Below are 24,621 nucleotides of genomic sequence, written 5' to 3'. Positions count from 1 at the left end.
CTTCTAATAATCGGCTTTTAATATATTATTTATGTGTTAATGTGAATCACAACTGACTCAAATTTATTAGTTTTATTTTAATAGGTCACTTTTATTAATGTTAATTAAGAGCTTTATTCGCTTTTTATTCGTTTGTTTATTTTTAAGCCACACCACAGCTTTTGCAAAAAACGTACAAATAGAGCTATTAAAAGAGCAAAAACAGATAGAATTAGGTTATTTTGTATCCTATCAACTGACAGACAAAGATATGAATGTCAGTAATATCACAGAAAACTTTCATATCATGAATTGGCAAGCGACCGATTCTCAAGTGCCAGTTTTACCTAGGACTGATCAAGCTTATTGGTTGTATTTCGACGTTAAAAATACAGGGCTAGAATTAGCCCAGAGTTATTTATTTATCGACTCGCCTTTGCTCGATAGCATAGAAGTCTATTTACAGGATTTGACGACTGGCAGCACAGATAAAATTGGTCAATCAGGGCTTTACCAATCAGTTTCTTCTCGGGCTGTGCCTCATAGAAGCTTTATTTTTCCTGTCAATATAGATGCTCAATCTGAATATAGGGTTTTGTTTAAAATTGAAAACGATAGTTTTTTTCAATTACCTATTTCTTTATGGTCGCCTAGTGATTTGATTGCCGAAGATGGTGCTCACTCTTTACTCTTAGGTGTTTGTTTAGGTATTTTATTAATCGCTAGTTTATTTGGTATTGTTATTTACTTTACCGCGAGTGATAAAAGCTTTCTATATTACTCTCTTTTTTCAATTTCATTCTTACTGTTTTTCTCCAGCTTAAAAGGGTTTACACTGCAATTAATCTGGCCTGGTATGCCTTATATCAGTCAAGCTGTCACTATGATAGCACTTGGTTTTACCCTTGGTTTTATCAATTTATTTATCAATGAATTTCTTAGTTTTAAAAAATACCATGATAGGTTATTTTGGGCTGCAAAAGGCTTAGCTTACGCGAGTTTTATTTTCGCTTTTATCAGTATCCCACTGCCGCATATGTGGAGAGTTTATTTATTGATATTTGTGCTGTTACTCACGATTTGCTTATTCATCTCAGCATCGATTATTTATCTTAAAAAAAGTCGCAAGAGCGCTAATCGCTTCTTATGGTGTTTTGGTATTATCAGCTTGTCAGTATTACTTTTTGTTGCGAATCGATTTGGTTGGGTACCACGTAACTTAGTCACTGAATATAGTGTGGTTATTTCGCAATTTTTTGCTTATATCGTTTTATTTGGTTCATTAGCAGATAAAATTAAAATCGAACGTCGAAAAAGATTAAAAGCTCAACTAGAAGCTATGCATCATTTTCAGCAGTTTTATGATATCTATGAGCATGCGGTTGAAGGCCATTTTACCACGACCGAAAATGGTAAAATCATTAGAGCCAATAAAGCTTTTTATGAATTATTGGGATACATAGATTTAGAAGAATTATTAGGGCATAAATCTAATACCAGAGAATTTTATGTCGTGCCAAGAGAGAGAGATAAGCTGGTTGCGAAAGCGAGGGAGTTTGGCCGGATTATAGGTTTTGAAGCCCAGTGGCGTCGAAGTAATGGTAAGAAAATATGGGTTTCTATCAATCTTAGATATGAACCAGAGAGTACCGATGGCAGCGTGTTAATTGGCTCATTAATTGATATTAGTGAAAAGAAAAAGTCAGCCAGTCAGCTCGAATTTTTAGCATCGCATGACTCTCTAACTGGCTTGCTAAATCGTCGAGAATTTGAGCGAATGCTAAACGAAGCTTTATTCGAATGCTCAGATACTAACTCCAAACATACTTTGCTTTACATGGATTTAGATCAATTCAAGTTAGTGAATGACACATGTGGGCATAAAGCCGGTGATATTTTACTTAGGCAATTAACTGAAGAGTTAAGAGATGCATTAAATCAACAAGGCTCGATTGCACGATTGGGCGGTGATGAATTTGGTGTTTTACTTAAAGATTGTATCGGCGATGCTGCTTTTGTTATCGCTTTTAGGTTAAAGCAGGCGGTTCAAGACTTTAGATTCGTTTGGGAAAATCGAGTATTCACTTTAGGCATCAGTATCGGCATGGTTGAGGTGAGTAGTGAAAACCACTCTATTGATCAAGTGTTGAGCATTGCGGATACCGCATGTTACACAGCTAAGGATAAAGGTCGAAATCGCATTCACGCTTATACTGAATCGGATGCGGATGTAAAAAATCGTCATGACGAAATGCGCCAAGTTAGCAAAATAAATGATGCGCTCGCACATGATAGATTTAGGTTGGAGTTTCAAACTTTATATCCAATCAATCGTCACACGCCAATGCAGCATTATGAAATCCTGATCCGTATGTTAGATGAAAACGATAAATTGGTACCACCAGGTGCGTTTTTACCTGCAGCTGAAAGATACGGTATTATGCCATCTATCGATAAATGGGTGATTAACCATTATTTTGCTTGGTTACAAACTTACCCACAACACATGGATAGATTAGCAAAATGTGCGATCAACTTGTCGGGACCTTCTTTAGCTGACGAAGATATGCAAATTTATATTTTGAATTGTTTCGAGAAATATCGAATACCTTACGAAAAAATTTGTTTTGAAATTACAGAGTCATTAGCAATTCAACAATTAGACGAAACTTTAAGTTTTATTAAATGCTTCCATAAATTAGGTTGTACTTTTGCACTAGATGATTTCGGTAGTGGTTTTTCTTCTTATGGGTATTTGAAAAATTTACCAGTTGACTATGTCAAAATAGACGGTAGTTTTGTTAAAGACATGCTGATTGATCCAATTGATCGCGCTATGGTTAAATCTATAAACGAAGTTGCCAAAGCAATTGGTATGGAAACTGTTGCGGAATTTGTTGAATCAGAAGAGATTTTGGCAGATCTTAAGCAAATAGGAATAGATTATGCTCAAGGATATGGAATAGCTAAGCCTAAACCTTTATCAGAGTTACTCAAATCGAAAAAGTAATGCTGTTTGAGCTATCATAGGTTTGATTTCGCCTAGATAACTCGTTATAACTTATTATAAATAAAAAATAAATTGGGCTTAGATTAAGCCAAGCTAGATAAGATAGATCACATTAACCACTAAATTTAGGTGAATTGCTTTTGAATTTAACTATCTTACAGATCTCTCAAATTATATTGACATACTGTTGTGTTTTTATCAGCTTTTCAGGCTTTGCTGATACTTGTAAGGCTAGGCAGTATCATAGCCAAGTTGAAATCAGTCAGGTGATAGATGGTGATACTTTTAGATTAACATCGGGGCAATCTGTTCGCTTAATAGGTATTAATACGCCAGAAATAAATCATAAAAATTTAGCAGACTCAGAACCTTTAGCTCGGGAGGCAAAAGCCTATCTATCGGAGCTTATTATCAATGATAAAGTCAATCTTGTTTTAGATTCTGAGTTAGTCGATAAATATAATCGGATGTTAGCGCACGTATTTAATACTAAAGGTGAAAACCTTCAACAGGCACTGATTGCCAAAGGATATGCTGATGCTCGTGTTTACGGCGATAATAAAAAGTATTGGCGTTGTTATTTTAACACTGAGCTTAAAGCTAGAAATCAGCATCTAGGTATTTGGCAGCATAAAAAATGGAAAGCGACTTTAGCGAACAAAGCGAGAGCTAAAATTAATTTTGATAAGGCTTGGTTTGGTTATGTATCTAGAGTTTTCCGCAAAGACACAACAACTTGGATGGTGCTTGAAAACCACTTGTATGTTGGAATTAGCGACTTGGAATCCGATCTATTTTTAAAACATTTTAATTTTGACCAGCTTGTTGGAAAAAATGTAATAGTTGAAACAAAAGTAGCATATAAAGATAAAAAGTGGCGTGGGGAATTGCGTGATATTTGGCAGTTATTTACGCCTAGCCAGTTAAGCTTATTGGAGAAAACGCCGGAGCTTATCTACACTAAGTAAAAGAATATTAATCTTCAACACTAAGGCTCACTATATGACTGATATCAGAGAAAAAGCTCTAAATTATCATGCTTTACCTAAACCCGGAAAAATCAGTATTGAGCTCACTAAACCAGCGGAAACAGCTCAAGATCTTGCGCTTGCTTATAGCCCTGGTGTTGCTGAGCCGGTCAGGGAAATTGCGGCAAATCCGGATAATGCCTATAAATATACAGGCAAAGGAAATTTAGTCGCAGTTATCTCAAATGGTACAGCCGTACTTGGCTTAGGTAATTTAGGTCCATTAGCTTCAAAACCTGTTATGGAAGGCAAAGCTTTATTGTTTAAACGCTTCGCTGGATTAGATTCGATCGATATTGAAGTTAAACACAGAACCACTGAAGAATTTATTAATACGGTTGCGAGTATCGCAGATACGTTTGGCGGTATTAATCTTGAAGACATTAAAGCGCCTGAATGTTTTGAAATTGAACAGGCATTGATTAAGCGCTGCAATATTCCTGTATTTCATGATGATCAGCATGGTACTGCGATTGTTACAGCGGCAGGTATGATTAACGCGTTAGAGATTCAAGGAAAAGAAATCCATAATGTGATTATTGTTTGTATGGGCGCGGGTGCAGCTGCCATTGCCTGTATGGAGCTTTTAATTAAATGTGGTGCGCAACGAGAGCGCATTTATATGTTAGATCGAAAAGGTGTTATTCATACTCGTAGAGAAGATTTAACAGAGCATAAAAAAGCCTTTGCTAACAATACAGATAGAAGAACACTTGAAGATGCGCTAACTGGGGCTGATGTCTTTGTCGGAGTATCTGGACCGGATGTGTTACCACCAGAGTCTTTAAAGCTAATGAATGAAAACCCTGTGGTATTTGCTTGCTCAAACCCAGATCCTGAGATTAAACCTGAATTAGCCCATGCACAAAGAAATGATTTAATTATGGCGACCGGGCGCAGTGATTATCCTAACCAAGTGAATAATGTATTGTGCTTTCCGTTTATTTTTAGAGGTGCCCTTGATGTGCGTGCTAAAGAGATAAACGATGAAATGAAAGTTGCTGCGGTACAAGCGATAAGTCAAATTGCGAGAGAAGAAGTACCAGAAAGTGTATTAAAAGCCAGCGGCTATAAAGAGCTTAATTTTGGCCGGGATTATATTATTCCAAAACCTATGGATCCGAGATTATTAAAGCGGGTGGCTTATGCGGTTGCTAAAGCGGCTGTCGATTCGGGTGTTGCTCAAGTAGAAATGCCAGAAAATTATATGGCCTAATGAGCCATTTGGGAAATAAGAAAAGCCGTTAATTGTTAACGGCTTTTTGGATCTTGAGACTTGATTATTGCTTTATTGATGCTTCATCTTTAAATGCAGTGACGACAATTGAATGTTGTGATTTCATCTGAATTAGAGACATAACTTTATCGGTATCGATAAAGTTTGCGTTAGCATAAATATCTTGCTGCTTCTTCTGGTTTGCTTTATTACTTTCTATTAATTTAGCGACGCATTGTGGATCTTGAGTAAAGGTCGTTTTGTCCATACAAGTAAATAAATTAGCAGTATTTGCTGATGACTGAAATGCACTCATCAAGCCAACGACGAATATAGATAATAATTTTAGCTTCATTTGATTTCCCCTAAATTCAAAACAACAAAGCTGCATATAAATAGCCCAAGTGCTTGAGTTTTATTTATGCTTGCTTCAACTTATGACTATAGGATGACTGATTTAAATTAAGAAAACTAATATTCGCCAAGTTTTTAACCGAGGGTTAACAAATCTGGTGTATCGATATCTTTACAAAGGAGGCTATTTTTTGTCTTTGTTTATGACGAAACTGTCATAAAAGTGTTATTCTAATAGCTAAAAACTGACTAAATCGCTAGCGGTATTCTGTCCCCTATGTTAAAAAGATAGCTGCCATTAAATAAAGTATAAACAATTACTTATTATGATTTTTAAACGTTTTTTAATCTATGTGCAAAGGCATTTAAATTACCTGAGCTGGCCTTTATTAAGCATTATTATTGCACTGCATTTTTGTTTAACTTGGCTTGGCTTATTTCAGGCAGAAGAAACAGCATTAACAAATTGGCATGTGTTTCCGTATTATTATGTTGTGACTACCAGTACAGTTGGCTACGGCGATTTTAGCCCAAGTTCAGAAGCGGGCCGGGTCTGGGTTTGGCTATTTCAAATCCCTTTTGGCTTAGCTTTATTTGGTACTTTGTTGGGAAAAGTAGGGCAAACAATTAAACATTTTTTAGATAGGTCTATTATGGGTGAAAAAAACTATCACAATTATCACGGTCATATACTTTTACTAGGCTACAGCAGAAAGTTTAGCCATCAAATCGTTGAGCATATTTTAGCCGACAAGTTGAGAGAGAGTCGTAGGATATTGTTATGTGATATAAATCAGGCCGAGCATCCTATCCAAGATCGACTAGATTGGGTCGATTTTGCTAAATTATCATCTTTCACCCAAACAGATGAACTCGACAGAATCGCTGTCAGCACAGCGGATCGAGTAATAATCCTTGGTGAAACAGACGATCAGACATTCACCACAGCATTAAAAATAGCGCCATTAGTGCATCCAAATTGCCATATCACAGCTTGGTTCGTAGATGACTCAAAAATTGATTTACTGCAGCAACATTGCCCAAATGTAGAATGTACTAGTTCACGAGTCGCGGAAACTTTAGTTCGCTCAATGCAAGATCCAGGCGCAAGTCGGGTCCAAGAGCAGTTACTCTCTGCTAGTAATGGCGATACTCAATATTGCATTCAAGTACCTCAAAGCCAAGAAACAGAAATTCTGTTTGAATCTTTATTTATGGCTTTTAAGAACCAATTTAATGCGACTGTGATTGGGATTGCTCGAGATAAGCATGCAACAGAATTAATATTAAACCCAGAACTTCACATGACAGTACGAAGTGGGAGCTACATTCATTATATTGCAAAGCAGCGAATTCGTTCACATGAAATTGACTGGAATAGAGTGCTTGGATAAACCATAGAGAGTTTATGGCTATCACCATTTTTTTTAGTCTACTATGTACCTTAACCCTAACCGAATGTAATCATTAAAATTACATTATGGATTTACTGAATTACCCATTATAAGGAAATCGTATGTTTACATTTGGCAGCGGCGCTAAATCTATTCTCAAAGCATTAGATAAATCTCAAGCTATTATTGAATTCGATTCAACCGGTAAAATTTTAACCGCAAATGACAACTTCCTAAAAGTGATGGGATATTCCTTAGCTGAAATTAAAGGCAAGCATCATTCTATTTTTGTCGATTCAGAATACGCCAGAACACATGAATATTCAGAGTTCTGGGCCAAACTAGGTCGTGGCGAGTATTTCTCTGACGAATTCAAACGAGTGGCAAAAGGGAATAAAGATGTTTATATCCAAGCCACTTACAACCCGATAAAGAGCAAAACTGGAAAAGTCAAAAAAGTCATCAAATTTGCTTCTGATATAACAGCTGAAAAATTAAAAGCGGTTAGTTTTGAAGGGCAAATAAATGCTATTGGAAAATCACAAGCTGTTATTGAGTTTAACTTAGACGGCACAATTCTGACTGCGAACGATAACTTTCTCAAAACTATGGGTTATCAGCTAAGTGAGATTCAAGGCAAACACCACAGTGTTTTTGTTGATTCTAATTATGCAGCTAGCGAAGAATATAAAAACTTTTGGCAAGGTTTAGCTGCTGGTGAATATCAACAAGCAGAATTTAAACGATTTGGCAAAGGCGGTAAAGAAGTTTGGATAAACGCGTCTTATAACCCAATTTATGACTTTAACAATAAGCCATATAAAGTGGTTAAATTTGCAACGGATGTAACCGAACAAAAATTATTAAATACTGATTATCAAGGCCAACTTGATGCGATTGGTAAAGCTCAGGCTGTGATCGAATTCAATTTAGATGGCACTATTATCAATGCAAATCCTAATTTCTTGAGCACCATGGGCTACCAGCTTGACGAAATAAAGGGACAACACCATAGTTTATTTGTTGACAAAAACTATGCGAAATCTGCTGAATATAAAGAGTTTTGGCTAAAACTAGCGCAAGGTAAGTACCAACAAGCTGAATATCAACGCATTGCAAAAGGCGGCCGAAAAGTTTGGATACAAGCATCCTACAACCCGATATTAGATTTAAACGGTAATCCTTACAAGGTAGTTAAGTATGCGATTGATATTACCGATGAAAAGCGCCAAACCGAAGATTTTACTGGACAACTTAATGCTATCAATAAAGCACAAGCCGTTATTGAGTTTGAATTAGACGGTACGATCATTTCTGCAAATGAAAACTTCCTAATGGCTATGGGTTACACAGCTAATCAGGTTAAGGGACAACACCATAAAATATTTGTTGCTAGTGATTATGCTAATAGTGCTGATTATCAAATGTTTTGGCAGGCCTTATCCCAAGGTCAATATCAGCAAGGCGAATTTAAACGTTTTGCAAAAGATGGCAGTGAAATTTGGATACAGGCTTCTTATAATCCAATATTTGATGCTGATGGCAAGCCATTTAAGGTGGTTAAATATGCCACAGATATTACTCAGCAAAAACTTGAAAATGCTGATTTTCAAGGCCAAATAGAAGCGATTGGTAAGTCACTTGCAGTGATTGAGTTTGAAATTGACGGTACGATTATCACTGCGAATGAAAATTTTTTATCTGCTATGGGTTATTCTCTACAAGAGATACAAGGTCAGCACCATAGAAAATTTGTTAAGCCGGAAGTCGCTACCAGTCCTGAATATCGTCAATTTTGGCAAAGCTTAGCCAATGGCGAATACCAGCAAGCCGAATATCAAAGAATTACAAAGAATGGCCAAGAAGTTTGGATCCAAGCTTCCTACAATCCAATTTTTGATATGAATGGCAAGCCATTTAAAGTGGTTAAGTATGCCACAGATATCACAGCGCAAAAACTTCAAGCAGCGGATTTTAGTGGTCAAATAAATGCAATTAGTAAAGCTCAAGCTGTTATTGAATTTAATTTAGATGGCACAGTGTTAACCGCCAACGATAATTTCTTATCCGTTATGGGCTATCAGTTAAATGAAATCGTGGGACAGCATCACAAGTTATTCGTAGAGCAGAGTTTTGCAATGAGCCCAGAGTATAGCCGCTTTTGGCAAAAGCTTGCTGAGGGTGAATATCAGCAGGCTGAATACAAACGAATCACGAAAACTGGGCAAGAAGTTTGGATACAAGCTTCCTATAACCCAATTTTTGATATGAATGGCAGGCCATTTAAAGTCGTCAAATATGCATCGGATATTACTGCAGAAAAATTAGTTAACGCTAATTATAGCGGTCAAATTGAAGCGATAGGTAAAGCTCAGGCTGTTATTGAATTTGATATGCAAGGTATCATTTTAAGCGCAAATGAAAACTTTTTAGCTGCAACGGGCTATCAATTAGCTGAAATTAAAGGCAAGCACCACAGTATGTTTGTTGAACCTAAGTATGCCTCTAGTGTTGAGTACCGAGAATTTTGGCAAGCTTTGGACCAAGGCGAATTTCAGCAGGGTGAGTACAAACGAATTGTAAAAAGTGGCAGCGAGATTTGGATCCAAGCTTCTTATAATCCAATTTTTGATTTAAATGGAAAACCATTTAAAGTTGTAAAATATGCTACTGATGTAACTGGGCGAGTGAGCGCTATCAAAGCAACTTCAGCTATTCTCGCGCTACTTGAACAAGGAAAATTAGACAGCTTAATCACGGAAGATTTCATTCCTGAGTTTGAATCACTTAAAGTTGCGGTTAACAACACGATCGAGAGGTTATCGTCAACAGTTGGTCAAATCGGAATGGCGTCAGAGAAAGTGACAATTGGTATTCAAGAAATTTCTCAAGGTAATATTGATTTAAGTCAGCGAACAGAAGAGCAAGCGGCCTCCTTAGAAGAAACGGCTTCTTCAATGGAAGAAATGACAGCCACAGTAAAACAAAATGCGGATAATGCTATTTTAGCGAATGAACTTGCTGAAGATGCGCAGAAGAAAGCAATGGAAGGGGGCTTAGTTGTCGATAGAGCAATCCATAGCATGGACGAAATTAATCAAGCAAGTCATAAAATTGCGGATATCATCAGTGTTATTGATGAAATTGCCTTCCAGACGAATTTACTCGCTTTAAATGCGGCAGTTGAAGCTGCAAGAGCAGGAGAGCAAGGACGAGGTTTTGCCGTCGTAGCTGGTGAGGTCCGAAACTTAGCACAACGTTCGGCACAAGCGGCTAAAGAGATTAAAAATTTAATTAGAGACAGTGTAAGTAAGGTTGAAGACGGTTCTTCTTTAGTCAATCAATCTGGCAATACTTTAAAAGAAATCGTTCAAGCTGTTGAAAAAGTCTGTGTAATGATCGCTGATATAAGTGTTGCGTCGAAACAGCAAAGCTCGGGAATTGAGCAGGTAAATATTGCTATTTCAAATATGGATGAGACGACTCAACAAAATGCTGCCTTAGTTGAACAAGCTTCAGCTGCAGCAACAGCGGTTGCTGAGCAAGCTCGTTCTATGCAGCAACAGGTATCTTTTTTCGATGTCGGCAATAATAAATCAATGGCTTATGATGATGTATTATCTCCAGTAATGTCTGCACTTCCAAGTAAAGGTAAGGTAGCTGGAGTAACTAACAAAGCGATATCTAACTTAGTTAACGATACAGAAGAATGGGCTGAGTTTTAATTTATAGCCAAGCCATGGCTTGGCACTAGAGTAAAGAAACACTCGTCTGTAGCAAGATACCGGCAGAAACTATGAGTAGTAAATATGCGAAACTCATTTTTACTACTTTGGCTGGCAACCTTGCTCCGAGAGGCTGAGCAAAAAAGCTACCAATTAAACCGAAAAAACTGATTAAGCCAATTAACTGCCAATTAAAATCCAAGTTGAGTTGTACGACTAGTTTTTGGTATTGGCTGAATCCATAGATAGCATTGATGAAAATGATCAATAAGCTACTACTAACCGCAGATGCTAAGTTTAAATTAGCGAGTATAATCAATACTGGCACGATTAGAAAACCGCCGCCTACGCCAACAAATCCCGTCGTGATACCAATTAATATTGCTGAAATAATCACTTTCCAATAGTTAATTGTGATTTTAGCTGTTGGCAATTCTGTCGTGATAAGCCTTAAAGCTGCTATGGCAGTTATTATGCTGAAAAGTAACATTTGAAGCCAGGGCATAGCTATTTCAGCTAAACTAACGCCGAGTTTTGTGCCAAGTGAACTGAAGATTGAGAATGTGATGGCGAGTTTCCAGTCTATTTGTTTGTTAAATAATCTAGGTAATAAATTAAATCCAGCTATGACAGCGACAATTAAAAGCGAGCTGGCGATGGCTAATTTCTCAGGCTGCTCAAAAACATAAACAAGCAAGGGGACGGTTAATATCGCCCCACCTGATCCTAATATAGCCATACTCATACCAATAAAAATGGCTGCAAAAATTGCGATAAACATTCAGTTACCTAAATCATTTGGTGCAGATTAAAATAAATCTGCCTTTAAATTAAATCGTATATTGATAATATACGATTTAGTTGCTTTAATATAGTTATATGAAATTCCCTTTTGGAATATGTTTATGGTTTTATATAACTAATTGGGTTTCAGCTGACCAATTTGCTTAGGGCATAAAACTCAAATAGCAGGAGGTATTATGTTTAAAATAGAAGCTTTCTTTCATAAGTCGAGTGCTACCATAAGCTATCTCGTTTATGACTCAAATAGCTTAGACGCGATTGTGATTGATAGTGTGCTCGACTTTGATCTTGCTTCAGGTGTTATTTCTACTGAATTTGCAGATCGACAAATTGAATTTATTAATCAGCTCGGATTAAAAGTAGGCTGGATTTTAGAAACTCATGCACATGCTGACCATTTATCTTCTGCGTACTACTTAAAGTCACAAGTCGGAGGGAAAACCGCAATAGGAGAAGGGATCAAAAAGGTACAGCAGACATTTAAAACCAAATTCAACATCAGTGATCATGAGTTGGTTGCCGACGGCAGTGCTTTTGATCATTTATTGAGAGATCAAGAGAACTTCCAGTTTGGCTCCACAACTTGCACCGTTATTGCAACTCCCGGCCATACTAGTGATAGCTTAAGTTATAAAATAGGGAATAATGTGTTTGTTGGCGATACTTTATTTTTACCTGATGTGGGCAGTGCAAGGTGTGATTTCCCAGGCGGTAATGCACAAACTTTATATGACAGTGTACATAAGCTTTATCAATTACCTGATGATACCGTGTTATGGATGTGTCATGACTATCCTGAATCAAATCGGAAGGTTTCCTTTTCAACAACAGTTAAAGAAAGTAAAGAGAGAAACATTCATTTACCTTTGGAAAACTCACTCGAAAACTTTGTTCAATTGCGAAAGACCAGAGATAAAAGCTTAGCTGTCCCCAAACTTTTATACCCAGCTATTCAGGTAAATATTCGCGCAGGACGATTCCCTTTAGCTGAAGAAAATCAAGAAACTTATCTGAAAATACCGATTACTTTAGACAAGTTTACCGACAGAGGAAGAAATAATGACTGAATTTACACCTATTAGTGCATTAATTGGTGGTGGCTTAATTGGTTTAGCCTCCGCTTTACTGCTGTTGATAAATGGCCGGATAGCTGGTGTTTCTGGCATGGTTTCGGGTCTACTTAAAAATGCTAATCAGAATCCTAGCAGTTTATTTTTTATTTGTGGGCTAGTCCTAGCTGGCTTTGTGCTGCCAATGTTCGGATTCGAGTTGGCAGCTTCGCTTGAGCAAAATAGTGTCGAGCTAATTCTAGCTGGGTTGCTTGTTGGGGTTGGGACTGTAATTGGTTCAGGTTGTACCAGTGGCCACGGCATATGCGGTATCGGTAGATTTTCACGTCGTTCAATCGTAGCGACTTGTATATTTATGTTATCCGCTATGATCACTGTTTATATATTAAGGGTTATTTAGTATGAATTTCAAATCTATGATTTCAGCATTAGCCATTGGTTTTTTGTTTGGCTGTGGTTTAATTGTTTCACAAATGGTAAATCCAGATAAAGTGATTAATTTTTTAGATCTGACAGGTAATTGGGATCCAAGTTTAGCTTTGGTAATGGTGGGGGCATTGATCGTTTTTGGCCCTATATATTGGTTTGTGATTAGAAGATCAAGTAAGCCTAAGTTAGCGGACGATTTTTGTTTACCTACTAAAAAGCACCTAGATTCAAAGTTAGTTATTGGTGCTGCTATTTTTGGTATTGGTTGGGGGCTAATGGGTATTTGCCCTGGACCAGCAATTACGAATCTTGCTAGCTTTGATTTGAGTTTTATTTTATTTACCCTATCTATGTTAGTTGGGATGAAGTTGGCCCAATTAAAACGTTAAAATAAATTGGAGTTGGTATGGATTTTTCTGCTATGCAGTCTGGAGCTGACAAGGCAATAAAATTATTAAAAGCTGTGAGTAACCAAAACCGTTTGATGATTCTATGCTGTTTGCAAGATAAAGAAATGTCAGTGACTGAGCTTAATCAAATTTTAACTATACCTCAGTCTAGTTTATCTCAGCAGTTAGCTGCACTAAGAAACGAAGGCTTAGTTAAAACTCGGCGCGAAGCGCAGAGCATATATTATTCGCTAGACAGTCAAGAAGTGGTACAACTCATTGATTTATTACACGCTATGTATTGTGAATAGCTTCAACCAGAGATGCGCGCTGTTTCTGATAGCAGTGTTGAATTTGCTTACAAAAAATTCCTTTCAATAATTGCATTAAATGAGCTAATTTCTCATTCCCAGATAAGGTTAAATAATTATATCTGCTTGATCAGGATTGTAAGCACTAAAATTAGAACCTAAATTGGCCCGTTTTAAGATTGTTTACAAAAAACAATCAAGTTACTAACAAGTGGCCGCAGATTACAAAAAATATTTAGATTAAATTGCTAAAAAATAAGCAAAGCCTCTGTTAATTAATGAGAAATTAGCTAAGCTAAGTTAAGTTTAAGTTATTTAAAGAGGGACTTTAGATGAAATCACGAAAACCCATAGTCATCGCTAACTGGAAACTCAATGGCGGTTTTGATTTACTTTGTAGTTCAGTTGCTTCTTTTGTTAAAAAATCATTTTTAGCGGAAGTTTATATTTGCCCTCCCTATTTATATATCCGAGATCTTTTACACTTTTTGCAATATTCGGTCGTTAATATCGGCAGCCAAAATGTCAGTAAATATCAATCAGGCGCATACACAGGAGAGACTTCTGCTCAAATGCTAGCAGAGGCAGGGTGTAAACTCTGCTTAATTGGCCACTCTGAAAGACGCTCCATGTTCAGAGAAAATAACGCTAGCTGTCAGATTAAATTAAAGCGAGCTTTCGAAAATAATTTAATGCCGGTGCTATGTATCGGTGAAAATTTAGAAGAAAAAAATGCAGGCATTACTAAAGATATCTTAAGCCGACAAATTAATGAATCGTTTGAGGCACTAGATATTGCAGATAACTCGTTTTGTATTGCTTATGAACCTGTTTGGGCAATTGGCACAGGCCAAGCTGCCACGCCCGAAACCGCACAAGAGGTACATGCCTATATTCGAGAACAACTCGTTTCTTTATTTGGTCAAGATAAGGCACAACAAATCAGAATTTTATATGGTGGCAGTGTCACTAAGCTAAATACGACTGAGCTATTGACTCAGCCAGATATTGACGGCTTGCTGGTTGGCGGAGCGAGTTTAGATGCTGAACATTTCATGTCGATATGTCAGCAAGTTGATAAATTTGCAATGGATTCTAATTCATAAATAAAGAGGGAGTTGAACTATGGGATCGTTAAAAAAACTGGTTAAACCTGGAATTGTAACGGGTGATGATGTTCAAATTTTGTTTACGTATGCTAAAACGCATAACTTTGCTTACCCAGCCGTGAATGTAATTGGTACTCACTCAATTAATGCTGCTTTGGAAGCCGCAGCTGAAATAAATTCACCAATTATTATTCAGCTATCAAACGGTGGGGCTGCTTTTTTTGCTGGGAAGAGCTTGAACTTGCCCGGGCAAGATAACGCTATTTTAGGTGCTATTGCAGCTGCAAAATATATACATACAGTGGCTGAAAGTTATGGGGTGCCTGTTATTTTGCATACTGATCATGCGGCTAAAAAATTACTCCCTTGGATCGATGGACTCTTGGTGGCTGGAGAACAGCATTTTTCTGAAACGGGTAAACCCTTATTTAGCTCTCACATGATAGACCTATCAGAAGAGTCATTGACTGAAAATATTGCTATTTGCCGTGAATACCTTAAGCGGATGAGTAAATTGGGAATGACGCTTGAAATCGAATTGGGTTGCACTGGTGGTGAAGAAGATGGTGTTGATAATTCTGGAATTGATAGTTCCGAGTTATATACGCAACCTGTAGATGTTGCTTTTGCATATGAACAACTTATTCAAGTGAGCGAACAATTTACCATAGCGGCTTCATTCGGCAATGTACATGGAGTCTATAAACCAGGCAATGTTAAATTAACACCTGAGATATTACTCAATTCACAGCGTTATGTGTCAGATAAATATAAGCTTTCAGACAATAGTTTAAATTTTGTATTTCATGGCGGCTCTGGCTCTTCAACTGAGGAAATCAAACAAGCGATAGAGTACGGTGTCATAAAAATGAACATAGACACAGATACTCAGTGGGCGGCTTGGTCTGGTATTAAAGAATACTACTTAGCGAATCAAGCCTATTTACAGGGACAAATCGGTAATCCTGATGGCGCGGATGTTCCAAATAAAAAATATTATGATCCTAGAGTTTGGTTAAGACATTCAGAGCAGAGTATCGCTCAAAGATTAAAGCAGTCTTTTGCTGATTTAAACTGTGTTGGTCGATATATATAACCTGAAAACTGGATTATCATTTGTTTTCTAGGGGCTATTTTTCTTTACTAATACCATATTAGGTGCATTGAACTCGTAAGTAATAGCCAGCTATTACTTACCTAGGTTCCCTTGTTCTAAGAAAAATATCACCCTAGAATAAAGTTTTAAGCCTTTGTTAATAATTACAATGCTTTAATTAACTTCGTATCCTGAGGTTAGGTTATATAAGCTCTGCTAAACTTTGTATTGTTTGTGCTTAGTTCAACTTTAAAGCAAAGCACTGCAGACCTTGCCATTTAGCATAGGGAAAAATCGTGTCAGGACTTCTCCCTATAAAGCTATTAAAGCCAAAATTATAAGCACTCACTAACCTGATTTAAATACTTTCGCAGCTTAGCTTAGGCTTCCTCTTTAACAATTGCTCTCCCCATAGATAAAGAGCCAATCCAGATAAAACACAAGCAGAACCAAGCAAGATAACCGGTGTTAAGGCTTCATTATTAAATTGGTTGCCAATTATCAAAGAAATAACAGGCGTTACCAAGGTGACAGTTGAGACTGTTGATACCGTTAATTTTTGCAAAATAAAATAGTAACAAACAAAACTCACAATCGAGCCAAATACCGCCAGGTAGCCAATGGCATACAGAGATTGTAGTGACCATTCACTCGGTTCAAAATGACCATCTATTATCAACCAAGTGACAATGTACATAGGTAATGCAACTGAAATTGCGCCAACCGTTGTCGCAAGTGGATTAATTTCTATTATGATGGTTTTAACATAAACCGCACTGAAGCTAAAAAACACCACAGCAGAGATAATAAAGATAAAACCTAACCACGCTTTATCCGATAAGGCCATACTATCCTGTGAAATAACCCCTAATCCGATTAAACAGATACTGAGGGCTAACCATTTTATCCAGCTAAACTTATTTTCCTTTAGAATTCGCTGAGCAGCTAGGCCGGCAATGATTGGCGCTGAGCCAAAAACTAAAGACATTACACCCGTTGAAATATAGCTAGAAGATAAGTAACTGAATGTCATACCGCCATACAGACCTAAACCTGAATAGAGATAAAGTTTCATGCTATTTCTTGTTAAAGGAATCGGTATTCTTAAAAATTTAATAAGCGTAAAACCAAGCAGCAAAGCCATTATCATACGTAAGCTAACGGCTAAAATTGGGTGCATAGTTAAACTGCTCCAATTGATAGCAATAGGGGTCGTTGACCATACTAATACAACCGTTAGAAATGATAATGAAGTCCAATTTGATTGAGACATGTTTGCTCCTTATGATTCATCTAAAAGATTCAGAGCAGAAGTGACTAAACAAAAAAGCCGCATCTGTCTGAATGCGGCTTTTTTGAAAATGAAGTATAAACTTTAAAAAAACGCGCATGAAGGCAAGACTGGTCGAACTGCAAAGAGTCTCCAGTTATTACGCTTCATCATAGGTTTTATAAAGTTAAGTTTCATTGTGCTAAATTTTTCCTGTTTGCTTAAATTTAGTGTCGGTTTATCGCAGTGATAAGTCAATAACTTAGTGGATGAGAATAATTAAATTTTATCATTAGATATTTTCATCCAAATTGAAGATCCAGTTAAAGCCTCTCTAAAATAGCTTGAGTGAATTCAGAGGTGCCTGCTGTGCCGCCTAAATCTCTGGTAGTTCTGTCGCCTTTCTCAATTGTATCTCGCACCGCTGCTCTTAATTTTGCAGCTTTATCTGTTAAGCCCAAGTGCTCAAGTAATTGGATTGAAGCTAATATAACAGAGGTAGGATTTGCTAGATTTTTTCCAGCTATATCAGGCGCACTACCATGAACGGCCTCAAAAATGGCACAGTCTTCGCCAATATTTGCACTCGGAGCCATGCCTAAACCACCTACTAATCCTGCACATAGGTCAGAGATAATATCGCCAAATAAATTTGTGGTGACTATGACATCAAATTTTTCAGGATTCATCACCAGCTGCATACAGGCATTATCGACTATCATTTCTTCTGTCGTAATTTCTGGATGACGTTTTGCTATTTCACGGCCAACACTTAAAAATAAGCCTGAAGTTGATTTTAAAATATTCGCTTTATGTATGAGGGTTATTTTTTTTCGGCCTTCTCTTTTGGCCAGTTTGTAGGCAAATTCAACTATGTTACTTGCGGCTTGACGGGTAATTAAGCTGGTTGCTTCTGCGCTAGAGCCATCTTCAGCCATTTTTTGTCCTAAGCCTGAGTATAGGCCTTCAGTGTTTTCTCTTATTGTTATTATATCTATTTGTTCGTATCTAGATTTAGTGCCTTTAAAAGATATTACAGGGCGTAAATTGGCAAATAGCTTAAAGTGTTTTCTAAGTGTCACATTGATAGAGGTAAAGCCTTCACCAATGGGCGTCGTTAATGGACCCTTTAGGACAACTTTATTTTGGGCAATTAAATCTAGGGTTTGTTGCGGGAGTAAATGGCCAAATTTTTCAACGGCAGCCAAGCCAGCGTAGGCGTAATCAAATTCAAAGCCACAATCGAGCTTATCGAGTATTTCAACCGCTGATTCTATAATGCTAGGACCTATCCCATCGCCTGGGATAATGGTAATGCGCTGATTTGCCATACATGAACCTCCGTTTACTTGCATTGTAAAATTACGCAGTAAATTTTATACCTGATTCGCGAGGAGAATAAAAGTGATTATTTTCGATACAATTAATTAATTTGATTTGAAACATATCGGCTGTCATTTTTAAGCTCTTTAAACACATCTGAATCTCTGAATTATCTAAGCTAATTTCTTGCCCTGAATAAATTAAATGGGTCGCAAGATTTGACAGCTTTAAAATGGCAAGCGATTGTCTGTCTTGTTTACTAGAAATGACTCTCTCTATCGGTAAGTTTTGGTTGTCAATAAGAGTGTTTATCCAAGATTTGTCTAGCCATAATTTAGATATGGTTTGAGATAAGGATATAGCTGTCTCTATTTTTAGACCAAAAACGGCTTCAGTACTGAGTGAATCTAATTCCATAGGGAAAGATTTCAATGCTAGTTGAGCGTTATATAAATAAGGGTAATAGCAAAATGTGATAATTAGTTTTGCTTCTTCGGGGTAAATAAATTCAGTTTCACTACTTAATTCATGTGCCATCGCCTGTGCGGACTCTAGGTATTTACTGAACCTATGAGTGTTCTGGTGTTGAATTTTAAATAAATTAACTTCTAATGCTCTGCGTATTATCCAATAGGGCACTCGGTTTAAGCCGAGCATCATAATGGCATTTTTACTGGTTAGGTTTGCTTCTGCGTTATTTGCGATGGTTTTTGCGTAGTTTTCTAATTCTTGCTGCCAGATAGGGTGCTGATTTAACACGCTATTTAAGGTTAAAACTGGATCATCTTGTTTCTGTTCAACTGCTTGTCTAATTTGATATATTTCCGAGCTAGGTTGAATATCTAATTCAGAGAAATGAAAGCTAGCTTCTGAAAGTTGAGGAAAACACTCAGTAATTAAGGCAAACAGTTTGCTGATATTTATCTTACTTGGTTGCTCACTAAACTGGATTTGTTTGTAAAGCGGCTCTTCTTGTTCTTCCTCTTGATAAATATAGGGTTTAGCCTTTGCCAAGTCTTGGGGTAAAAAGTAATGTCGTTTGTTTTCGCTAAAAATGTATATCAGGTCGGTTTGTTGCTTTAAGCTGCATAAGCTACCCGCTGGTATCTCGCTTAGGCTTTGGTATATCAAGGTTAGCTCTGCTAACTTGATATTAGAAGCACACTTGATTGCAAGTTTATTGACTCGACTTGGCCAGTCGCATGGAAAGTCTAGCTCATGCTGTAGCTGGATATATTCGCAGCTGGTATTAAATATTTGTTCGCCAAGTCCTATTACAGGAGGTGATTGATGTCGGTATTGATTCGCGATTAATTGCTCGCTTAATCCATAGCTTAATCCGTGCTTGGCACAAAATTGAATACATTTGATAGAACTCTTTCTGATTAGGCCATTTGCCGGCTTATCTAGCCCTCCTTTGTGTAAAACTTTAAAATTCGTGATGTCTCTAATTTGTGCTGCATAAACTAGTTGTTTAATTAAACTCAAATGTAAGTTTTTTTGCCGTGCTAGCAGCAAAATCAATAGGTTCGTTTTTAGGTATCTCGCTTGTTGTGAGGTGTTATGCTGAGTCTGGATAAATAATATCTCGAGCTCAATTGGCGCTTTTTGAAATAATTTAATCCAATGGTTTGCAATACTGAGATACTTTGTTTTTACCGCTTTAACTGCTAATTTTTGCTGTAGAAACAGTAAGCAGGTACGGTTGTGAAGTTTAGCTAGGTTTAAAGCTTGGCTAGCGGCATTATTTTGTAGGCTAGCCAATTCTTCGCTTGTTTGCATTATTTAACCTGAACTCGGGTTAAGAAATTAGCGAATTCAACGCAGTAATCAGGAAAAATGCCCTCAATAAAGCTGGTTATTCTCCATAATTCCGGCGATTTTGCTCGGAGCAAAATGGGTTTACCAACCGATGCTTTGGTTATCGTAAGCAATAAAGCTACCAGATAGTTTTTTCGTTAGTTTAGATATAACTTTTCTCATACCTGTCACAGACGTATTAGTATCAATTAAGGCATTCGGGCCACCCATTTCAGTGTGCACCCAACCAGGATGAAGTGATAAGAGTTTAACGCCTTGTGGGGCTAAGTCGACAGATAAGCTTTTGACTACTGCATTTAATGCTGCTTTTGAAGAACGGTAAATATAACAACCACCTGAGTTATTGTCACTCATACTGCCCATTTTACTGCTTAATACCACGATCTTCTTCTCTTTACTCGCCGCAACATTATCAACAAAACTTTCGATTAATTTCAGCGGCGCAATAGCGTTGATTAGCAAGGTTTTTTGCCATTCTTCGGTATTTACCTGACCAAACTGACCTTGTTCGTCTTTCGGGCCATAATATCCAGCATTGGCGATTAATATGTCAATTGCTTGGCCTGATAACATGCTTTTAAGACCTGCTATTTGTTTCTCGTCAGTTACATCCAGTGAGAATATTTTTATATTTTCTTGGGTTTGGCTAAGTGCCTTTAGTTCGTTATCTTCAAGCGGAGTGCGGGTGGTTGCTAATACTTGATAGCCTGCTTTACTGTATTGCTTAACAAACTCAAGGCCAATCCCTCGATTGGCGCCTGTAATTAAAACTGTTTTCATAAATAAGTTAATCCTGAACTATTTGATAACATGGCTCATACTTAGTGCCTGGTAATTTCATTCTACCTTGCTCTACATATGCTTGCAGCAATTTATCGATCCGTGACATTAAGTTTTTGTCGCCATTAATTTTAAACGGACCGTGTTTTTTGATTTGCTCAATTCCTTCTGCTTTTACATTTCCTGCAACTATAGCTGAAAATGTTCGTCTTAAATTGGCAGCTAACTCAGCTGTTGATTGATTTAAGTGAAGATCAAGTGCAGCGACATTATCATGCGTTGGTTCAAATGGTTGTTGGAAGTTATGTTCAATTTTTAGCGACCAATTAAAGTGGTACGCATCACCGCTTAATTTTCTATTCGCTCTAACTTCGACCATTGAATCTTTCATGTATTTTGCAACGCCAGCTGGGTCACCAACAATTATTTTATATAAGCTAGTTGCCTTTGCGCCAAGCGTTGCTTTTATGAAATTATCTATCTCTCTAAAATACTCAGCGCTTTCTGCTGGACCGGTTAAAACAATCGGTAAACATTGAGTCGAGTTTTCTTTGTTGAGCATGATACCAAGCAAATATAATAGCTCTTCAGCAGTACCTGCACCGCCTGGAAATATGATAATCCCATGGGAAACACGCAAAAAAGCCTCTAGTCGTTTCTCTATATCGGGTAATATCACTAGCTCGTTTACAATTGGGTTTGGCGGCTCAGCCGCAATAATTGACGGCTCTGTTAAACCTAAATACCTACCGTGTTTTACTCTTTGTTTTAAATGACCTATGGTTGCGCCTTTCATTGGCCCTTTCATTGCACCAGGGCCACAGCCTGTACATATGTTTAAACCACGTAAACCTAATTGGTAGCCGACATCTTTGGTGTATTGGTATTCATGTTCTCTAATTGAATGTCCACCCCAACACACTATCATATTTGGGTCTTTATGCGTTTGTAGCGCACCCGCATTTCTCAAAATGTCGAAGACATAGTGGGTAATATGGGTTGAATCCGATAAATTGATAATACCTAGTTCAGTCGTTCTGACGCCCGTATAAAGAATATCTCGGAGCACATCGAATAATAATTCTTGGATACCTATGATTAATTCACCGTCAACAAAAGCGTGTTCTGGTGGGTTTATTAAACGTAATTTAACCCCGCGCTCTCTTCTAACGACATTGATATCAAAATCTTTGAATTGGTTATAAATCTCATCACTGTTGTCAGTGTGGCTGCCGACATTCAACACAGCAAGAGAGCAGTTTCGGTAAAGTTTATATAAGGCTTTATTTGACGATTGCTTTAATTTATCAACTTCTAGTTGTGATAATAAATCCATACTACCTATGGGATTGATTTCTATTGCCATACACGACTCCATTGCCTAGTACACAGATTGAAAATCTAAAATTTAATGAGTGCTATTCATTAATAGTGTTTCACACAGACTGAGCTTAGTTGTTTAAATAATTTGCTAGATAAGGTAAGTAATACCAATCCATCCTAATTATTGCTCAATTTTACTGGTTAAAAAGCACGTAAACTGCGTTATGAATTTTGCTATTAGTTTACTAGTAGCGGCAATTAATGCCTTGTTAGCGCACTTTTTTTCTACGCAAAATATGGATCAAAAAATTAGGTGAACTGGTATAATTGATTATTGAGTAATACCTTTTAATTAAGTATTACTCAAGTTTAGAATTTTTGCTGAGTTATTTATGTTAAATTTTTAATAAATAAGCAGAAATAATAATGTTTGTTTCGCTTAACGCTTAACGATAACTTTGTTTCTGCCTGCGTGTTTCGCTTCGTAAAGCGCTTGGTCTGCGCGGTCAAATGCGCTTTGTGGTTGGTCAATTGCTTTAAATTGGGTAACGCCCATGGATATAGTTACTTTTAAATCCGAGTGCTTAAATTTAAATGGAATAGATTCAATATGTTGGCGAATCGTATTTAAGCGCTTCTCGATAGATTTTAAATTTGATTCAGGGAAAATGAGTACGAATTCCTCGCCACCATAACGTGCGATATAGTCAGTTTCTCTTAACGTTTTTTGCAGTGATTGAGCAACAATTTGTAAAACTCTATCGCCAACAGAATGGCCTAATGAATCATTGATTTTTTTGAAATGATCGATATCAGCGACGGCCAGACATAAATCATGGTTATAGCGCATCCAACGGCGATACTCTAATTCCATACGTTCATCTAATGAAGCACGGTTAGGTAATTTAGTCAGCGCATCTTGTAACGACTTAAATCTTTGTTCAGAGAGTTTCTTTTTATATTCTTCAGCTTCTACTTCCAGATCTTTTAACCTGACTTCCATTTCACTTAAGCTATCAATCAAGAGCTGATGTTCCTCTGCTTCTAACTCTTCTTTTTGATTGAGGGCCGAAACAATATCGCCAATACTGCGATTAATCTCTTTTTTCAAGCCATCTAAAGAGGTTGCTTTGGCGACTTCTTTAGACATACCCGCTAATTCTTGTTTTAGTTTGTCATTAATTTTTTGTTTAGACGAACTGATTTCTTTACTACCTGAAATAGAGGTAGATACTGCAGTATGAACAGAGCTTAAAGCGTCATTTAGACTAAATAAGAAATTTTGCGCTGATTGTCTTTCTTCTGTGATACTTTCAATTACGAGGCGAATTATTTCAACGCAAGAATCAACCAGAGTTTGGGCTTGTACTGGTTGAGCTAGTGTATTGCGGATCACGTCTATTTTTTCAGCACTGTTACCAGAGAAGGCGATATTGCTTAAAATATTGAGCAACTCAGCTGCGACTTCTTTTTGTAAGTTGTCTGTATCTAGACCAGCACTGTCATTAGACGCGGTATTATTGCTTTCCAGTTCAGCTTTAAGTGCAAGCACCTCTTGATAGAAATCAACTAGTTTTTCTAATGAAGGTAAAAGGTGAATGATTGAATCTTGTGGTACTTCAACCCCTTTTAATGTGCTTCGTAACTCTCTTCTTAAATTATCAGGCAAGCCTTTAACTTTTTGTAATTTTTTTCCTGCACCTAAAAGTGCAGTTTGCGCCTGTTTGAGATTGAGTGTAATCCGTGTTTCGTGTTGTTTTAAAAGTTCGGTTAATTCATTTATTAAAGGTGAAAGCTTATCAATATCAGTATTTTTAGATAAAAAAGTACGCAGCTTTCCTAGTTTATTGTCGAGTTCAATGTCTATGCCTTTACAGACATTTGAAAGACGTAATATAAAGTCCGTTAAAGTGCTAAATTGCTGCTCGTAAGTTCGCTCGAGCTTCTGTCTAGATTTAACAGATACGACTAATTTTTTCTTTAATAAATCTAATTGTTCGTCCGACACTCTTGAAAAACCTTGATAATCTATCGTTAGTTAAGTGTTAATTATGTTTGATATACTTTAACAAATGATCATGAAAATATATCTATATAATTCACCTAGTCCGTTGTAAGGATGATTTTAACCGTAAAATGTAAGTTTTGCCTACTCTATATCAAAAATAAGTGACTCACTTATGCTTATTT

19 protein-coding genes are annotated in these 24,621 nt (G+C 37.1%); 11 read left to right on the top strand and 8 right to left on the bottom strand.

Annotation, left to right across the window (positions count from 1 at the left end; all coding sequences use genetic code 11):
- The first annotated feature begins 97 nt into the window (after nucleotides 1-97).
- The 3 genes from XM47_RS08380 (at nucleotide 98) to XM47_RS08370 (ending at nucleotide 5,233) form a co-directional block, all read left to right on the top strand.
- Entirely contained in the window at nucleotides 98-2,989 is a 2,892-nt protein-coding gene (locus tag XM47_RS08380; protein ID WP_048691566.1) for an EAL domain-containing protein, read from the top strand.
- A 140-nt stretch (nucleotides 2,990-3,129) separates the two neighbouring features.
- A complete protein-coding gene (locus tag XM47_RS08375; protein WP_048691565.1) occupies nucleotides 3,130-3,957 on the top strand; it encodes a thermonuclease family protein in 828 nt (275 codons plus the stop codon).
- A 34-nt stretch (nucleotides 3,958-3,991) separates the two neighbouring features.
- Complete coding sequence (locus tag XM47_RS08370) at nucleotides 3,992-5,233, top strand: malic enzyme-like NAD(P)-binding protein (protein ID WP_048691562.1); 1,242 nt, start codon at nucleotides 3,992-3,994, stop codon at nucleotides 5,231-5,233.
- 64 nt (nucleotides 5,234-5,297) lie between these two features.
- Here the strand turns inward: XM47_RS08370 and XM47_RS08365 are convergent, their stop codons facing one another.
- Nucleotides 5,298-5,588 (bottom strand): hypothetical protein, encoded by a 291-nt coding sequence (locus tag XM47_RS08365; protein WP_048691561.1) that lies wholly within the window; start codon nucleotides 5,586-5,588, stop codon nucleotides 5,298-5,300.
- Between the two features lie 325 nt (nucleotides 5,589-5,913).
- Here XM47_RS08365 and XM47_RS08360 point away from each other — a divergent pair, with 325 nt between their 5' ends.
- Nucleotides 5,914-6,981 carry a potassium channel family protein gene (locus tag XM47_RS08360; protein ID WP_048691559.1) on the top strand — a complete coding sequence of 356 codons (1,068 nt, stop codon included), beginning with the start codon at nucleotides 5,914-5,916 and terminating at the stop codon, nucleotides 6,979-6,981.
- Between the two features lie 122 nt (nucleotides 6,982-7,103).
- Nucleotides 7,104-10,706, top strand: coding sequence for a methyl-accepting chemotaxis protein (locus XM47_RS19355; RefSeq protein ID WP_077066512.1), 3,603 nt, complete (start codon nucleotides 7,104-7,106; stop codon nucleotides 10,704-10,706).
- 25 nt (nucleotides 10,707-10,731) lie between these two features.
- Here the strand turns inward: XM47_RS19355 and XM47_RS08350 are convergent, their stop codons facing one another.
- Complete coding sequence (locus XM47_RS08350; protein ID WP_048691557.1) at nucleotides 10,732-11,487, bottom strand: sulfite exporter TauE/SafE family protein; 756 nt, start codon at nucleotides 11,485-11,487, stop codon at nucleotides 10,732-10,734.
- Nucleotides 11,488-11,686: 199 nt separating this feature from the next.
- Between XM47_RS08350 and XM47_RS08345 the strand changes: the two genes are divergently transcribed.
- From XM47_RS08345 to fbaA, 6 genes are all read left to right on the top strand, one after another.
- Nucleotides 11,687-12,577, top strand: coding sequence for an MBL fold metallo-hydrolase (locus tag XM47_RS08345; RefSeq protein ID WP_048691555.1), 891 nt, complete (start codon nucleotides 11,687-11,689; stop codon nucleotides 12,575-12,577).
- On the top strand, nucleotides 12,570-12,980 hold the full coding sequence (locus XM47_RS08340; protein WP_048691554.1) for a YeeE/YedE family protein: 411 nt from the start codon (nucleotides 12,570-12,572) through the stop codon (nucleotides 12,978-12,980). Before XM47_RS08345 ends, XM47_RS08340 begins: the two co-directional genes overlap by 8 nt.
- Nucleotide 12,981: 1 nt before the next feature.
- Entirely contained in the window at nucleotides 12,982-13,398 is a 417-nt protein-coding gene (locus XM47_RS08335; protein ID WP_048691552.1) for a YeeE/YedE family protein, read from the top strand.
- Nucleotides 13,399-13,415: 17 nt separating this feature from the next.
- A complete protein-coding gene (locus tag XM47_RS08330) occupies nucleotides 13,416-13,709 on the top strand; it encodes an ArsR/SmtB family transcription factor (protein ID WP_048691551.1) in 294 nt (97 codons plus the stop codon).
- A 332-nt stretch (nucleotides 13,710-14,041) separates the two neighbouring features.
- Nucleotides 14,042-14,815, top strand: a complete 774-nt coding sequence (gene tpiA / locus XM47_RS08325; RefSeq protein ID WP_048691549.1) for a triose-phosphate isomerase — start codon at nucleotides 14,042-14,044, stop codon at nucleotides 14,813-14,815.
- Between the two features lie 19 nt (nucleotides 14,816-14,834).
- Nucleotides 14,835-15,914: a class II fructose-bisphosphate aldolase gene (gene fbaA, locus XM47_RS08320; protein WP_048691547.1), complete on the top strand. Its 1,080-nt coding sequence runs from the start codon at nucleotides 14,835-14,837 to the stop codon at nucleotides 15,912-15,914.
- A 358-nt stretch (nucleotides 15,915-16,272) separates the two neighbouring features.
- Here the strand turns inward: fbaA and XM47_RS08315 are convergent, their stop codons facing one another.
- The 6 genes from XM47_RS08315 to XM47_RS08290 form a co-directional block, all read right to left on the bottom strand.
- A complete protein-coding gene (locus XM47_RS08315) occupies nucleotides 16,273-17,187 on the bottom strand; it encodes a DMT family transporter (protein WP_048691545.1) in 915 nt (304 codons plus the stop codon).
- Nucleotides 17,188-17,507: 320 nt separating this feature from the next.
- Entirely contained in the window at nucleotides 17,508-18,515 is a 1,008-nt protein-coding gene (locus XM47_RS08310; protein ID WP_048691543.1) for an isocitrate dehydrogenase, read from the bottom strand.
- A 31-nt stretch (nucleotides 18,516-18,546) separates the two neighbouring features.
- The gene (locus XM47_RS08305; RefSeq protein ID WP_048691541.1) at nucleotides 18,547-20,289 is read right to left on the bottom strand and encodes a hypothetical protein; all 1,743 of its coding nucleotides are present in this window, start codon (nucleotides 20,287-20,289) and stop codon (nucleotides 18,547-18,549) included.
- A 120-nt stretch (nucleotides 20,290-20,409) separates the two neighbouring features.
- Nucleotides 20,410-21,108 carry an SDR family oxidoreductase gene (locus XM47_RS08300; RefSeq protein ID WP_048691539.1) on the bottom strand — a complete coding sequence of 233 codons (699 nt, stop codon included), beginning with the start codon at nucleotides 21,106-21,108 and terminating at the stop codon, nucleotides 20,410-20,412.
- Between the two features lie 7 nt (nucleotides 21,109-21,115).
- Nucleotides 21,116-22,474 carry a nucleotide 5'-monophosphate nucleosidase PpnN gene (ppnN, locus tag XM47_RS08295; protein ID WP_048691537.1) on the bottom strand — a complete coding sequence of 453 codons (1,359 nt, stop codon included), beginning with the start codon at nucleotides 22,472-22,474 and terminating at the stop codon, nucleotides 21,116-21,118.
- Between the two features lie 396 nt (nucleotides 22,475-22,870).
- On the bottom strand, nucleotides 22,871-24,439 hold the full coding sequence (locus XM47_RS08290; protein ID WP_048691535.1) for a GGDEF domain-containing protein: 1,569 nt from the start codon (nucleotides 24,437-24,439) through the stop codon (nucleotides 22,871-22,873).
- Nucleotides 24,440-24,621 lie beyond the last annotated feature (182 nt).

Source organism: Catenovulum maritimum (assembly GCF_001050375.1).
Lineage (GTDB): Bacteria > Pseudomonadota > Gammaproteobacteria > Enterobacterales > Alteromonadaceae > Catenovulum > Catenovulum maritimum.
The sequence above is the reverse complement of the archived record's forward strand: the minus strand, read 5'-3'. Positions and strand labels throughout refer to the sequence as shown.